The sequence below is a fragment of the Rhizobium sp. TH2 genome, assembly GCF_024707525.1.
Lineage (GTDB): Bacteria > Pseudomonadota > Alphaproteobacteria > Rhizobiales > Rhizobiaceae > Rhizobium_E.
Genome location: NZ_CP062231.1, coordinates 2,564,905 through 2,577,683, shown reverse-complemented (window position 1 = coordinate 2,577,683; position 12,779 = coordinate 2,564,905). Strand labels below are relative to the sequence as shown.

Sequence of the window (12,779 nt, the reverse complement as noted above, 5' to 3'; positions counted from 1 at the left end):
GGCGGCCCCATGCAATCATTCGAGAATCCGCCTAAGAAGCGTTCATGGACAAGAATTCGCACGCCGATCTGACGCCCGAGGAACTCAACCAGCCGGAACCCTGGACGGGGATCAATGCCTATCGGTCCGATCCGCTGCTGGTTGATATTTCCTCCTCCATGCCGCGTGCGATCCGCGAGGAATTCGAGCTTATCGGCCGCTATGTGACCTCGCACGAGGCGCAGGAACTGGCGCGGATGGCCAACCAGGACACCCCACACCTGAGGACGCACGGGCCGCGTGGCGAGCGGCTCGACGTGGTCGATTTCCATCCGGCATGGCATGCGCTGATGCGGCGTTCGGTGGGGAGTGGGTTGGCCTCGTCGATCTGGGAAGACAAGGAAGACGAGAAGGGCATCGCGCATCAGGCGCGCGCTATACGCTTCTTCCTGACCGCACAGCTCGAATGCGGCCATCTCTGCCCGCTGACCATGACCTCCGCATCGGTGGCGGCGATCAAGTCCAATCCCGGCCTGTTGCGCGGGTGGCTGCCGAAGATCACGGCGCGGCGCTACGATTCCAACAATCGGCCCGCCCAGGACAAGCCCGGCGTGACGATCGGCATGGGCATGACCGAGAAGCAGGGCGGCACCGATGTGCGCGCCAACCGCTCCGTCGCCGACAAAGTGAGCGAGGGCATCTACCGGCTCAATGGCCACAAATGGTTCATGTCGGCGCCGATGAGCGATGCCTTCGTCATGCTCGCCCAGACGCGCGAGGGTATCGGCTGTTTCCTCGTGCCGCGCCTCTTGGAGGACGGTAGCCGCAACGGGCTGAGATTCCAGCGGCTCAAGGACAAGATCGGCAACCGCTCGAATGCGTCGAGCGAGGTGGAATTCTCCGATACCTACGGTTTCCTGCTCGGCGAGCCCGAGCATGGCATCCGCACCATCCTCGAAATGGTGACGCTGACTCGGCTCGATTGCGCGCTTGCCTCGGCCGGCATCATGCGCGCGGCACTTGCCGAGGCGGTGCATCATATCCGCGGCCGGTCGGTGTTCGGCAAGGAGCTGATCGACCAGCCGATCATGACGCGCGTCGTGGCCGACATGGCGCTCGATGCCGCCGCCGCCAGCGCGCTCGTCTTCCGGCTGGCCTCGGCATTCGACAATGCGAATGCCAACGAGGAGGAGCGGGCCTACCAGCGCGTCATGACGCCTGTGATCAAATACTGGGTCTGCAAGCTGGCGCCGGCGCTGATCTACGAGGCGATGGAATGTTTGGGCGGCTCCGGCTATGTCGAGGAGCGGCCGATGGCGCGCCACTATCGTGAGGCGCCGGTCAATGCGATCTGGGAGGGCTCCGGCAATGTCATGGCGCTCGACTTGCTACGGGTGCTGACACGCCACCGCGACCAGTTCGACATGGTCTTCAACATGCTCGAGCGTGATCTCGGCCCGTCTGGTGGCAAGATGGTGGATGTGCTTCGTGCAGCCGCTGCGCTATGCGAACGTGATGAAGGATCGGCCCGGTTTCTGGCGGAACAAATGGCTCTGGCGGCAGGTGCAGCTGAGCTTATGCGGCTCGGCGCGGGCCGTGTCGCGGACGCGTTTCTGGAAACGCGGCTGGCGGGCGGATGGCGCTCGACCTATGGCATGCTCGATTCGCGCTTCGATGCCCGCTTCATCATCGACCTGCTCTACCCAGCGGCCGGCGTTTAGCGCGTTTGTAGATATTCAACAGCAAATATAGCTTGTTATTCAGCGCCCTGCATGCTTCCTTCAAGGCAGGGACGGTGATGGGTTCATCCTTGGTGAGCCGTCGCCGAAGGACGGCCAACGTTGTTTTCGGGAGGAAAACATGAAAAGACGCGATTTCATCAAGATCTCCGCCGCTCTTGCAGCTTCCACAGTGTTGCCGTGGGCGACATCGGCTTCAGCCGCACTTGAAGACCTTCGAATCATCGCGCCGGCAAAGCCCGGCGGCGGCTGGGACCAAACGGCGCGCGCCATGGAGGAAGTGGTTCGCGCGCTAAATCTCGCTGGCTCGGTTTCAGTTGAAAACGTCGCGGGCGCCGGCGGCACGGTTGGCCTGGCACAGCTTGCCGGGCAGGAAAGCGGCAATGGCAAGGTGCTGATGGTCATGGGCCTCGTCATGGTCGGTGCGATCCTGACCAATCAGTCTGCTGCGACACTTGCCCAGACCACGCCGATCGCACGCCTGACCGGCGAGTTCGAAGTGCTGGTCGTGCCCGCGGCATCCGAATTCAAGACGCTTGCCGACCTGACGACGAAATTGAAGGCAGACGCGGGCACGGTGGCGTTTGGCGGTGGTTCCGCTGGCGGTACCGACCACATCCTCGCGGGCCTGATCACCAAGGCCGTCGGGGCCGATCTCACCAAGCTCAACTACATTCCCTTCTCGGGCGGTGGCGAAGCGCTTGCCGCAATCCTCGGCGGCCACGTTGCCGCGGGCATTTCCTCGCTTTCGGAATGGGAAGGCCAGATCAAATCAGGCGAACTCCGGGTGCTGGCCATCTCGTCCGGCGCCAAGGTCGAAGGCGTCGATGCGCCGACACTCAAGGAGCAGGGCGTCGATGTGGAACTCGCCAACTGGCGCGGCGTGGTTGCCGCTCCCGACCTCGATGATGCCAGCAAGGCTGGGCTGCTCGACCTGGTCAAGCAGGTCCATGACAGCGCCGAATGGAAGAAGATCCTCGCCGACAAGAAATGGACGGACCTCTATCTCGCTGGCGACGAATTCGCAGCGCTGGTCGAGGAGGAGAACAAGCGAACGACGGATGTGCTGAAGGCGATCGGCCTCGTTCAATAAGGCGGGGCGGCGATGAAGCAGGAATCGAAGTTGGCCGGCGTGATTGCCGGCCTGTTGCTGGGTCTTCTTGCGGTGCTGATCGCATGGAGCACGTCGCAACTGAAGATCGCGCCGAACTACGCCAAGGTCGGGCCACAGGTCTTCACCTATTTCGCCGCCGCCGCGCTGGCGATCGTTGGGATATGTTTCATCGTCCAATCGCTCAGGAACAGCCCTGACAAGGTCGTTGGCGATACGGACGAGACTGACTGGAAGGCTCTCGCCTTCATTCTGCTCGGCTTCGTCTTCGAAATCGTTTTCATCAAGATTCTCGGATTCATCCTGGCGTCGACGGTCCTCTTCACCGCAGTGGCGTTCGGTTTTGGCAGTCGGAAGGTTGTCAGGGATGTGATCATCGCGCTGATCGTCTGCAGCCTGGCCTATTTCACCTTCACCAAATTGCTGAACCTGCAACTGCCAGCCGGCATTCTCCAGGGGCTGATCTGATGGAAGCGTTCCAGTTCCTCCTCGACGGATTTGCCACGGCGCTGACACCGACCAACCTGATGTGGTGCCTGATCGGCACGACGCTGGGCACGCTGATCGGCATCCTGCCAGGCATCGGTCCGGCGCTGACGATCGCGCTTCTGTTGCCGGTTACGGCCAAGCTCGATCCGACCGGCGCCTTCATCATGTTCGCCGGCCTTTATTACGGCGCCATGTACGGCTCATCGACGACGTCGATCCTGCTCAACACGCCGGGAGAATCCGGCTCGATCATCACGGCGGTCGAAGGCAATGTCATGGCTCGGCAGGGCCGAGGCGCGGCGGCACTGGCAACGGCAGCGATCGGCTCCTTCATCGCCGGCACGATCGGCACGCTGCTTCTGACGTTTCTAGCGCCCGTCTTCGTCAAGGTCGCGCTGCGCTTCGGTCCGGCGGAATATTTCGGGCTGATGATCTTTGCATTCGCGGCGGCATCGGCGCTGCTTGGAAGTTCGCTCCTGCGCGGTGTCACCTCGCTCATCCTCGGCCTGGCGATTGGTCTCGTCGGCACCGACGTCCTGACCGGCCAGCCGCGCTTGACATTCGGGCTGCTGAGCCTCGCCGGACGCATCGACACCGTCGTGGTCGCCGTGGGTCTTTTTGCCGTGGGCGAGGCGCTGCATATCGCGTCGCGCAAGGATCTTCGCGAGGCTGAAGTGCTGGCGGTCAAGGGATCGCTGTTCATGAACCGCGAGGAATGGGGCCGGTCGTGGCGACCGTGGCTGCGCGGCACCGCCGTCGGCTTTCCGTTCGGCGTGCTGCCGGCGGGTGGCACCGAAATCCCGACATTCCTTTCCTATGTCATGGAAAAGAAGCTTTCGAAAAAGCCGGAGGAATTCGGCAAGGGCGCGATCGAGGGCGTGGCCGGGCCGGAGGCCGCCAACAATGCGGCAGTCGCCGGCGTGCTTGTGCCGCTCTTGACGCTCGGACTGCCGACATCGGCGACGGCCGCGATCCTGCTTGTCGCCTTCCAGCAATATGGATTGCAGCCCGGGCCGCAGCTTTTCACCAATTCCGGGCCGCTGGTCTGGGGGCTGATCGCCAGCCTTTATATCGGCAATGTGATGCTGCTGATCCTCAACCTGCCGCTGGTGGGGCTGTGGGTACGGCTGCTGGCGATACCGGCGCCGTTGCTCTATGGCGGCATCATGGTGTTCTCGGCGCTCGGCGTCTATGGCCTGAACCGCTCGCTGACCGACCTCGTCATTCTGCTCATCCTCGGCATTGTCGGCTTCCTCATGCGACGATACGGATTTCCGATCGCGCCCGCGATCATCGGGCTCATTCTCGGTCCGATGGCGGAGGAACATTTCCGGCGGGCGCTGATGATTAGCCAGGGCGATCCGAGCGTGTTCCTCACGCATCCGCTCTCGGCCTTCTTCCTGATCCTGTCGGTGCTGCTGCTGGCACTTCCATGGGTCCTCAAGAAGCTCGGCGCAGGTTCCAGCCTCGGCGAGGCTGCGAGTTAAAACAATGCGATCAGCGCAAGCACCAGCGGCATGGTGATGAAGGCGGCGGCGGTCTGGATCGTCGAGATCGCCGCATAGAGCGGCGCGTCGCCGCCCATCTGCTTGGCCAAGAGATAGCCGTTCATCGCCGTCGGCACGCTGGCTGCGAGGCCGAGCAGCTGGATCGTCGTGTGATCGAGCCCGGCGATCAGCCCCAGCACCACGACGAGTGCCGGAAAGGCCAGCAGTTTCAGGAAGACCGGAATGAGCGTCACCGGTCGTGGCTTGAGCGCATCGGAGACTTGCAGTCCGGCGCCGACGATGAGCAGGCCGAGGCCCAGCGCGCAGCGGGCGAGCAGATCGAGCGCATTCAGGACCGGCGCATAGATATGGATGCCCAGCGCCGCCGCGAGAACGCCAAGCAGGCTGGAAAACACCAGCGGATTGGTCACCAGCTTGAACAGGACGGTCAGAAAATCCTTCTTGCCGCCGCCGAACCAGATCAACAGGCCGATATTGATGAAATTGATCGGGATAATGATCGCACCCATCAGGAAGGCCACCATCGCCACGCCCGGCCGGTCGGCTATGCGTTCGGCGATTGCCAGCGCCACGAAGCCGTTCCAGCGGGTTGCCGTCTGGAACACCGAGGTGAATTGCGGCGCGCCGACGCCGCGGGCGCGAAACAGCGGCCAGGCAGCCATCAGCAGCGACGCCATCAGCAGGACCGCGCCGAGATAGACGACGCTCACCGGCAGGATGTCGATATCCGAATAATCGGCGGTGGCTAGCGTGACAAAGAGATAGCAGGGAAACAGGACGTAGAAGCCGAGTTGTTCAAGGCCGTTCCAGAGACCCTTGTCGAAGAGCGGCAGCCGCTTCAGCACGATGCCGGAGACAACGATGAGGAAGATCGGCAGGATGCTTTCGGAGATGATTTGCATGGGAGAGCTTCGCGGGGAGGTTGGCTCTTGTTAGTGGGCCGTTCTGCCAACTGCAAGCGCATTGTTGATCGGTGCAAACCATGTGGACAACGCGAGCCGCGCGATTGTCACCGCATGGTGAGGTCGCTAGGTTCCCGCCGGAACCAGGGGACAAGAATGCAAACGCAACACATTGTGGTGGATGCCGCGCCGCCGCGCAATCGCGACGCGACCAGGGCGCGGATATTGAAGGCTGCGGCCGAGCTGCTGGCAGAGGACGGTTTCCAGAATTTCGGCGTCAACGCCGTGGCCCGCCGCGCCGGCTGCGACAAGCAGCTGATCTACCGCTACTATGGCGGGATGGACGGGCTGGTCGATGTGATCGGCGGCGAGTTGGCGCGCTGGATGGAGGAGAAAATGCCGGTTGGCGGCAGCTCCGGCTTCATGCTGACCTATGGCGATCTCATCGAGCATGTGATGCTGCTGTTCATGGAAGCACTCAGGGACGATCCGTTGACGCGGCGGATCATCGCCTGGGAGGTGTCTGACAATTCCCCGCAAGTGCGGCGGCTGTCGGAAGCGCGGTCGCGGGCGCTGGGAGTGTGGATCGAGAAGGTGAGGGGCAAGATGCCGCCACCTAGGGGCGTCGATCATTTGGCGCTCAATGCGATGCTGCTGGCGGCCGTACAGCATGTGGTTCTGGCGGGGGCGACGGCAGGCCGTTTCGCGGGCCTTGAACTGTCTGGCGAGAAGGACTGGGATCGCGTCGCCTTGGCCGTTCGCAAGTTGGTACGCGGCGTTTACCCCTGATCGGCCGTCCTGGTCCCGTGGAAATTAACCCTAACAATTGTTTAACGTTGCGCCGCCGCGGCGAAGCTGGGACACTGCTTCTCGTCGGTCAGAGAGGTTCAGCGTCGGCCATGACATCGGGAAAGACAGGCATGATTGCTGTTGCGGCATTGGCCGTGGCGATCTCGCTCGTCGCCAAGGATTTCGCCATACCGCTCTTTACTATCTCGATGTTCGGGCTTTTCGACAGACTGATTGCCAATCCCGTTCTGCGGGCAAAAACAAGACTTTGACAGGAATTCCGTTATTTTCTGGCGGATAAGAAAAATCGCCCTTCGGGGCAGGATCTGGCCGGGGGACATGCGGATCGGGGCGGGGAAAACGGCCTCGATCCGCAGCAGCCGAGGACATGGGAATGAAATGGATCTTGATTTTCTGGGCCATGCCGATCGTCATTCTCGGCACGTGGTACGGACTTTCCTATAACGATCTCAACTTCGGCTACCTGATCCTCAGCCGTCGCATGAACGATTTCGTCTTCGAGCTTTACGGCAGCATTCTCGGCCTGCCGCCGAAGGAAATTCCCGGCCTCGTCGTGCGCGCCATCATCATGGATACGTTCATCCTTGCCGGCATACTGGCATTCCGCCGCCGCAAGGCGATTGCCGAATGGTGGCGGGCGCGTCAGGCGAAATCAGAGTCCGACGCCGCCGCCCTTGCTATGGACGAAAGCCTGTCCAGCGCGCCCTGAAGAATGAAGGATGCGGCGGCGGAATCGATCCGCTCGCTGCGCTTCTTGCGCGACACATCCATCTCGATTAGCACCCGCTCCGCCGCCACCGTCGATAGCCGCTCGTCCCAATAGACGAAGGGGATGGCGGTCTTGGCCTCCATGTTGCGCACGAAGGCGCGCGTGGCCTGGGCGCGCGGGCCAGAGCTGCCATCCATGTTGATCGGCAGGCCGATCACGAAGGCGCGGACCTCCTCCTTCGCCGCGAAAGCCAGCAGCACTTCCGCATCCAAGGTGAACTTCTTGCGGCTGATGACGGTACGCGGCGTGGCAAACCGCCGCCCCTTGTCGGAGAGCGACAGGCCGATCGTTGTCGTGCCGAGGTCGAGCCCGGCGACGAGGTCACCGGGAGAGAGCGTGGATGCTAGGTCGTCGATGGATAGGATGGTCATCGCTCTCCTTAGCGGTGCGCGGGAGGAAATTCCATACGGCAGGCAAAAATGCCCGTGAGCGTCTGGCCACGACTGGCCGGTTTCGGTATCAAGCTCCCAACAATGATAAGGGAGACTTACCATGAAGATCCGCTGGCTTGGCCATTCCGCTTTCCGTATCGAGACCGCCAAGGATACGATCCTGATCGATCCTTTCTTCACGCATAATCCCGCCTTCCAGGGCGAGGATGTCAAGGACGTCACCAAGGGCGTCACCCATATCCTGCTGACCCATGGTCACATGGACCATGTCGGCGATACGATTGCGTTGGCGGGTGAACTCGATGCCGAAGTCGTGGCAAATGCCGATCTCGGCGACTGGCTGGAGTTTCGTGGCGTCAAGAAGGTCAATCCGGGCGCGACCGGCGGCACGATCCATACCGGCAATTTCAGCGTGACTTTCACCAACGCGCTACATTCCTCCGCGCATCTGACCGAGGACGGCGTCAGCCACTCGCTTGGCAGCGCCAACGGGCTGATGCTGCATTTCGATGACGAGCCATCGCTGCTGCATATGGGCGATACCGACATTTTCGGCGACATGGCGCTGATCGAGGAACTGCACCAGCCGGATATCGGTCTGGTGCCGATCGGCGACCGCTTCACCATGGGCGGCGCGGTGGCGGCGCTTGCCTGCCAGCGCTTCTTCAACTTCAAGACGGTCATTCCCTGCCACTACAAGACCTTCGGCCTGCTCGACCAGACACCTGACAAGTTCGTTGCCGGGATGGAGGGCGCCAAAGCCCGCGTGGAAGTGCCCGATGTCGGCGGAACGGTGACGATCTGAGCCCGTAGGACCTACGTCAAAAAGCGATTGCGCGGCCTGCCATGCGCCTTTATAGCGGGCAGGGGAAATCTGACTGGAGAATGTTGTGTCCGTAGATGTTGCGACCGTCAAACGCGTGGCCAGGCTTGCCCGGCTCGCCGTCACCGAGGATGAGGCCGTGCGCATGACCGGGGAGCTCAACGGCATCCTCGGCTTCGTCGAGCAACTCTCCGAAGTCGATGTGGCCGGGGTCGAGCCGATGACCTCGGTGACCCCGATGGCCATGAAGATGCGCAAGGACGAAGTGACCGACGGCAATATGGCCGACCGGATCGTCGCTAACGCGCCCTTGACCGAACAGAACTTTTTCGAGGTTCCCAAAGTCGTCGAGTAGGGAACGTACGCAAGATGGAGTCCCGCATGGCCATCACGATTGCTATCGAAAGCCCGCTTCAGGACGACGTGCGCGCGCTCGTCGCCTCGCTGAACGAATACCTGCTGAAACTGACGCCGCCGGACTTCGTCTTTCATCTGACGGTCGAACAGATGGCGGAACCCGGCGTGACCGTCTGGATCGCACGGGACGGCGGTACGGCAATCGGCTGCGGCGCGCTGAAGCGCCATGACAGCCGGATCGCCGAGGTCAAGCGGATGTTCACGCATGAGGACTATCGCGGCCAGGGTATCGGCCGGCGCATTCTCGGCGAGATCCTGAGTGCCGCCGCCGATGAGGGCATTGAGGAAGTCGTGCTGGAAACCGGCGACCGTCATCATGCGGCCTGGGCGATCTATGAGAAGGCCGGGTTCAACCGCTGCGGCCCGGTCCTCGACTATCCCGATTCCGAATATTCCGTGTTTTATCACAAGCAGCTCGCTGCCTGAGAATTGAAGTGAAAGCCTGATGAGTGAACTGACAAGCCTGACGATCGCCGAAGCACGTAAAAAACTCCTCGCCAGGGAGATTTCCGCCGTCGACCTGACGGAGGCCTATCTTAACGCGATCGATGCGGCCAATGCGCAATTCAATGCTTACGTCACCGTGACGCACGATATCGCGCGCGCCCAGGCCAAAGCATCGGATGCGAGGATCGCGGCCGGCCAAGCCGGTGCACTCGAGGGCATTCCGCTTGGCATCAAGGATCTGTTCGCGACCAAGGGCGTCCATACCCAGGCCTGCAGCCACGTTCTCGACGGCTTCAAGCCGGAATATGAGTCGACCGTCAGCCAGAACCTGTTCGATGACGGCGCGGTGATGCTGGGCAAACTCAACATGGATGAGTTTGCCATGGGCTCGTCGAACGAAACTTCCTATTACGGCCCGGTGAAGAACCCGTGGCGCGCCAAGGGCTCGAATGCCTATCTGGTGCCTGGCGGCTCGTCCGGCGGCTCCGCGGCCGCAGTCTCGGCCTTTCTGGCTGCAGGCGCGACGGCTACCGACACCGGCGGCTCGATCCGCCAGCCTGCGGCATTCACAGGGACGGTCGGTATCAAGCCGACTTACGGCCGCTGCTCGCGCTGGGGCATCGTCGCCTTTGCCTCGTCGCTCGACCAGGCAGGGCCGATCGGCCGCGACGTGCGCGATGCGGCAATCCTGCTCAAATCCATGGCCAGCGTGGATCCCAAGGACACGACCTCGGTGAATATTCCGGTGCCGGATTACGAGGCGGCACTGGGCAAATCGCTCAAGGGCAAAAGGATCGGGATTCCCCGCGAATACCGCGTCGAAGGCATGCCCGAGGAGATCGAGAGCATCTGGCAGCAGGGCATCGCCTGGCTGAGGGACGCCGGCGCCGAGATCGTCGATATTACTTTGCCGCATACCAAATATGCTTTGCCGGCTTATTATATCGTCGCCCCGGCCGAGGCGTCCTCGAACCTAGCCCGCTATGACGGCGTTCGCTACGGTCTCCGGCAGGACGGCAAGGACATCCTCGACATGTATGAGAAGACCCGTGCGGCCGGTTTCGGCACCGAGGTCAAGCGCCGCATTCTGATCGGCACCTATGTGTTGTCGGCCGGCTATTACGACGCCTATTACATCCGGGCGCAAAAGGTGCGGACGCTGATCAAGCGCGATTTCGAACTCGCCTTCGAGGCCGGCGTCGATGCGATCCTGACGCCTGCCACGCCGTCATCCGCCTTCGGCATCGCCGACCAGGACATGGCCAATGATCCGGTGAAGATGTATCTCAACGACATCTTCACGGTGACGGTAAACATGGCGGGCCTGCCCGGTATCGCGGTTCCCGCCGGGCTCGATCACAAGGGCCTTCCGCTCGGCCTGCAGGTGATCGGCAAACCGTTCGATGAAGAAATGCTGTTCCAGACGGCGCATGTGATCGAGCAGGCCGCCGGACGCTTCACGCCTGATAAATGGTGGTAATTTATGGCTGACCTCACGTTCCGGACCATGACTGACGAGGACCGGGACGGGGTCGCCCGGGTGGGATACATTTCCTGGCTCGACAATCGCCATTATCCCGAATGGTTCGATCCCGAGATCGAGGCAAGGGTGGAAAGCTGGCTCAAGGACTTCGTCAAGAATCCGAAATGCGATCTCGTGGTGTGCTGTGCCGAAGGCCGAGTCGTGGGTTGGGGCGCGCGCGACAGCTATGACGAGCCGGGCAACGCTACGCACCCGTGGGATTACATTTCCGATCTCTGGATCGATCCGGGCTTTCAGGGCCGGGGCATCGGCACCTCTCTGCTCAATCAACTCATTGACCGGATGCGCGCCGACAATCTCGCCAAGGCACGGATCGAGGTGGCCCAGGCCAATCTGCGCGCGATCGATCTCTATATCCGCCAGGGGTTCCGGGAGACATGGCGCGGGGTGAAGATGTCCGAAACACTCGGACTTCCGCTGCCGCGCCTGCTGCTCGAGAAGCCGATCTGATCGGGAACGATCCATGTTCATTGCACGCCACGAAAAAGTCTCGCACAGCATAGCCCTGCCGATCAGCGCCGACGAGGCGATCGAGTTCTTCACGCCCGAGGGCGAGCGGATGTGGGTCGACGGCTGGGCGCCGCGCTACTTCCATCCCGCCAACGGCGAGACCATCGAGGGCATGGTGTTCGAGACCGGCGAGGGCGATGAGCTGACGTACTGGACGGTCGTGGACTTCGACCTGGCAGGTTGCCGGGCGCGGTATAGCCGGGTCACGCCGGGGTCTCGCTCGACGATCGTCGAGGTGATCTGCCGGGCTGACGGTGAAAATGCGTGCTGGGTCGAAGTCGGCTACACGCTGACGGGACTGAGCGAAGCCGGCAATGTGGGCATCGATGCCTTTGTTGGCGACGCCTATGCCGAGATGATCGAGAGATGGCGCACAAAAATCCTCGATCATCTCAAGCGCATGCCACACAGGGTCTCCATGTCTTAGGGACGGCTAGCGATTGCCATGACGAGCGAGGGCCTCCGTCTCGTCATTGAAAATGCCGAGCCTCGCTTCGATCGCGGCGATTTTCTCAGGCGTGTCAGCGCCTTCGTTCTCGATGGCCATGAAGAGTTGCTCGCAACCGCCCGGCGTTACTGTCGCAAACATCTGGCCCGGCTCGTCGGAGATATTGCGCCAGCTGTGACGGACGTTCGGCGGCAGCACGACGACGGTTCCCGGCGGGGCGTCGAATTCCTCGTCGCCACAGCGGAAGCGGTAGAGGCCTTTTATGACGCGAAAGCACTCCGTCTCGCGCGTATGCGTGTGCGGCGCGGGTCCCTTGCCCGGAGGCGTAAAGGTTTCCCACATGCCATAGGCACCATTGGTTTCGGCCGCCGTGGCGTGAATGACGATGCGGGCGCCGAATGGCGTCTTCGCGACGCGCTCCTTGCCCGGAATGGAAACGACTGCCTTGATGAAAGATGACATGGGCGCCCCCGCGAATGACGACGAAACTTAACACTTAACGGTTGGCTAGGCGAGAGGTTGAAACCGTAGGCGCCTTTTGGCGCCCACGGCAGTTGAGTCTCAGCGGTTGTCGACCTGCGACCGCACGAGGACGAGCCCTCGACCGGTAATCCGGTAAGGCTGGCCGCGTGACGACGAGATTGCCTTCAGTCGCTTGAGCTTGCGGAAGAGTTCAAGGTCGAGGCCGGGATAAAGCCAGCCGTCGCGACTGAAGCATTTGACGTCGGCGATCTTGGCCTTGTGGTTTTTGATATGTTCGATCCAGCCGCCCTGGGCGAGCAGGTGCAGAATGCGCTGTTCACTGCGCGTGATATCCATGATGATGATTTCCGAGAATGCCCGAATGGGCGCAACAAAACGTTCCCGGCACTGGAAATGCCAGAGGTTCAAT

Annotated in this window: 17 protein-coding genes; 13 read left to right on the top strand and 4 right to left on the bottom strand. The window is 61.9% G+C overall.

Annotated elements, in window-relative coordinates:
- The first annotated feature begins 44 nt into the window (after positions 1-44).
- The 4 genes from IHQ71_RS12920 to IHQ71_RS12905 all read left to right on the top strand — a co-directional run bounded on the left by IHQ71_RS12920 (position 45) and on the right by IHQ71_RS12905 (position 4,805).
- Complete coding sequence (locus tag IHQ71_RS12920; RefSeq protein WP_258162342.1) at positions 45-1,700, top strand: acyl-CoA dehydrogenase family protein; 1,656 nt, start codon at positions 45-47, stop codon at positions 1,698-1,700.
- A 139-nt stretch (positions 1,701-1,839) separates the two neighbouring features.
- Positions 1,840-2,811, top strand: a complete 972-nt coding sequence (locus IHQ71_RS12915; RefSeq protein ID WP_258162341.1) for a tripartite tricarboxylate transporter substrate binding protein — start codon at positions 1,840-1,842, stop codon at positions 2,809-2,811.
- Between the two features lie 12 nt (positions 2,812-2,823).
- Positions 2,824-3,297, top strand: coding sequence for a tripartite tricarboxylate transporter TctB family protein (locus IHQ71_RS12910; RefSeq protein ID WP_258162340.1), 474 nt, complete (start codon positions 2,824-2,826; stop codon positions 3,295-3,297).
- Positions 3,297-4,805 (top strand): tripartite tricarboxylate transporter permease, encoded by a 1,509-nt coding sequence (locus IHQ71_RS12905; RefSeq protein WP_258162339.1) that lies wholly within the window; start codon positions 3,297-3,299, stop codon positions 4,803-4,805. The genes IHQ71_RS12910 and IHQ71_RS12905 overlap by 1 nt, the downstream gene beginning before the upstream one ends.
- Here IHQ71_RS12905 and IHQ71_RS12900 read toward each other — a convergent pair.
- Entirely contained in the window at positions 4,802-5,728 is a 927-nt protein-coding gene (locus IHQ71_RS12900; protein ID WP_258162338.1) for an AEC family transporter, read from the bottom strand. The genes IHQ71_RS12905 and IHQ71_RS12900 overlap by 4 nt on opposite strands.
- A gap of 156 nt (positions 5,729-5,884) precedes the next feature.
- On the opposite strand from IHQ71_RS12900, the gene IHQ71_RS12895 reads away from it, so the two are divergent.
- From IHQ71_RS12895 to IHQ71_RS12885, 3 genes are all read left to right on the top strand, one after another.
- The gene (locus IHQ71_RS12895) at positions 5,885-6,517 is read left to right on the top strand and encodes a TetR/AcrR family transcriptional regulator (protein WP_258162337.1); all 633 of its coding nucleotides are present in this window, start codon (positions 5,885-5,887) and stop codon (positions 6,515-6,517) included.
- Positions 6,518-6,648: 131 nt separating this feature from the next.
- Positions 6,649-6,789: a hypothetical protein gene (locus tag IHQ71_RS12890; protein ID WP_258162336.1), complete on the top strand. Its 141-nt coding sequence runs from the start codon at positions 6,649-6,651 to the stop codon at positions 6,787-6,789.
- 122 nt (positions 6,790-6,911) lie between these two features.
- Positions 6,912-7,247, top strand: a complete 336-nt coding sequence (locus tag IHQ71_RS12885; RefSeq protein WP_258162335.1) for a DUF6105 family protein — start codon at positions 6,912-6,914, stop codon at positions 7,245-7,247.
- Here the strand turns inward: IHQ71_RS12885 and ruvX are convergent.
- The gene (ruvX, locus tag IHQ71_RS12880) at positions 7,181-7,678 is read right to left on the bottom strand and encodes a Holliday junction resolvase RuvX (protein WP_258162334.1); all 498 of its coding nucleotides are present in this window, start codon (positions 7,676-7,678) and stop codon (positions 7,181-7,183) included. The genes IHQ71_RS12885 and ruvX overlap by 67 nt on opposite strands.
- Before the next feature lie 121 nt (positions 7,679-7,799).
- Here ruvX and IHQ71_RS12875 point away from each other — a divergent pair, with 121 nt between their 5' ends.
- From IHQ71_RS12875 to IHQ71_RS12850, 6 genes are all read left to right on the top strand, one after another.
- Complete coding sequence (locus IHQ71_RS12875) at positions 7,800-8,504, top strand: metal-dependent hydrolase (protein WP_258162333.1); 705 nt, start codon at positions 7,800-7,802, stop codon at positions 8,502-8,504.
- Between the two features lie 85 nt (positions 8,505-8,589).
- Entirely contained in the window at positions 8,590-8,877 is a 288-nt protein-coding gene (gene gatC / locus IHQ71_RS12870; RefSeq protein WP_258162332.1) for an Asp-tRNA(Asn)/Glu-tRNA(Gln) amidotransferase subunit GatC, read from the top strand.
- Positions 8,878-8,903: 26 nt separating this feature from the next.
- Entirely contained in the window at positions 8,904-9,365 is a 462-nt protein-coding gene (locus IHQ71_RS12865; protein WP_258162331.1) for a GNAT family N-acetyltransferase, read from the top strand.
- Between the two features lie 19 nt (positions 9,366-9,384).
- Positions 9,385-10,866: an Asp-tRNA(Asn)/Glu-tRNA(Gln) amidotransferase subunit GatA gene (gatA, locus tag IHQ71_RS12860; RefSeq protein WP_258162330.1), complete on the top strand. Its 1,482-nt coding sequence runs from the start codon at positions 9,385-9,387 to the stop codon at positions 10,864-10,866.
- A 3-nt stretch (positions 10,867-10,869) separates the two neighbouring features.
- Positions 10,870-11,379 carry a GNAT family N-acetyltransferase gene (locus IHQ71_RS12855; protein WP_258162329.1) on the top strand — a complete coding sequence of 170 codons (510 nt, stop codon included), beginning with the start codon at positions 10,870-10,872 and terminating at the stop codon, positions 11,377-11,379.
- 13 nt (positions 11,380-11,392) lie between these two features.
- Complete coding sequence (locus IHQ71_RS12850) at positions 11,393-11,866, top strand: hypothetical protein (protein ID WP_258162328.1); 474 nt, start codon at positions 11,393-11,395, stop codon at positions 11,864-11,866.
- A gap of 6 nt (positions 11,867-11,872) precedes the next feature.
- Here the strand turns inward: IHQ71_RS12850 and IHQ71_RS12845 are convergent, their stop codons facing one another.
- The gene (locus tag IHQ71_RS12845) at positions 11,873-12,349 is read right to left on the bottom strand and encodes a cupin domain-containing protein (RefSeq protein WP_258162327.1); all 477 of its coding nucleotides are present in this window, start codon (positions 12,347-12,349) and stop codon (positions 11,873-11,875) included.
- 99 nt (positions 12,350-12,448) lie between these two features.
- A complete protein-coding gene (locus IHQ71_RS12840; protein ID WP_258162326.1) occupies positions 12,449-12,706 on the bottom strand; it encodes a YjhX family toxin in 258 nt (85 codons plus the stop codon).
- Between the last annotated feature and the right edge of the window lie 73 nt (positions 12,707-12,779).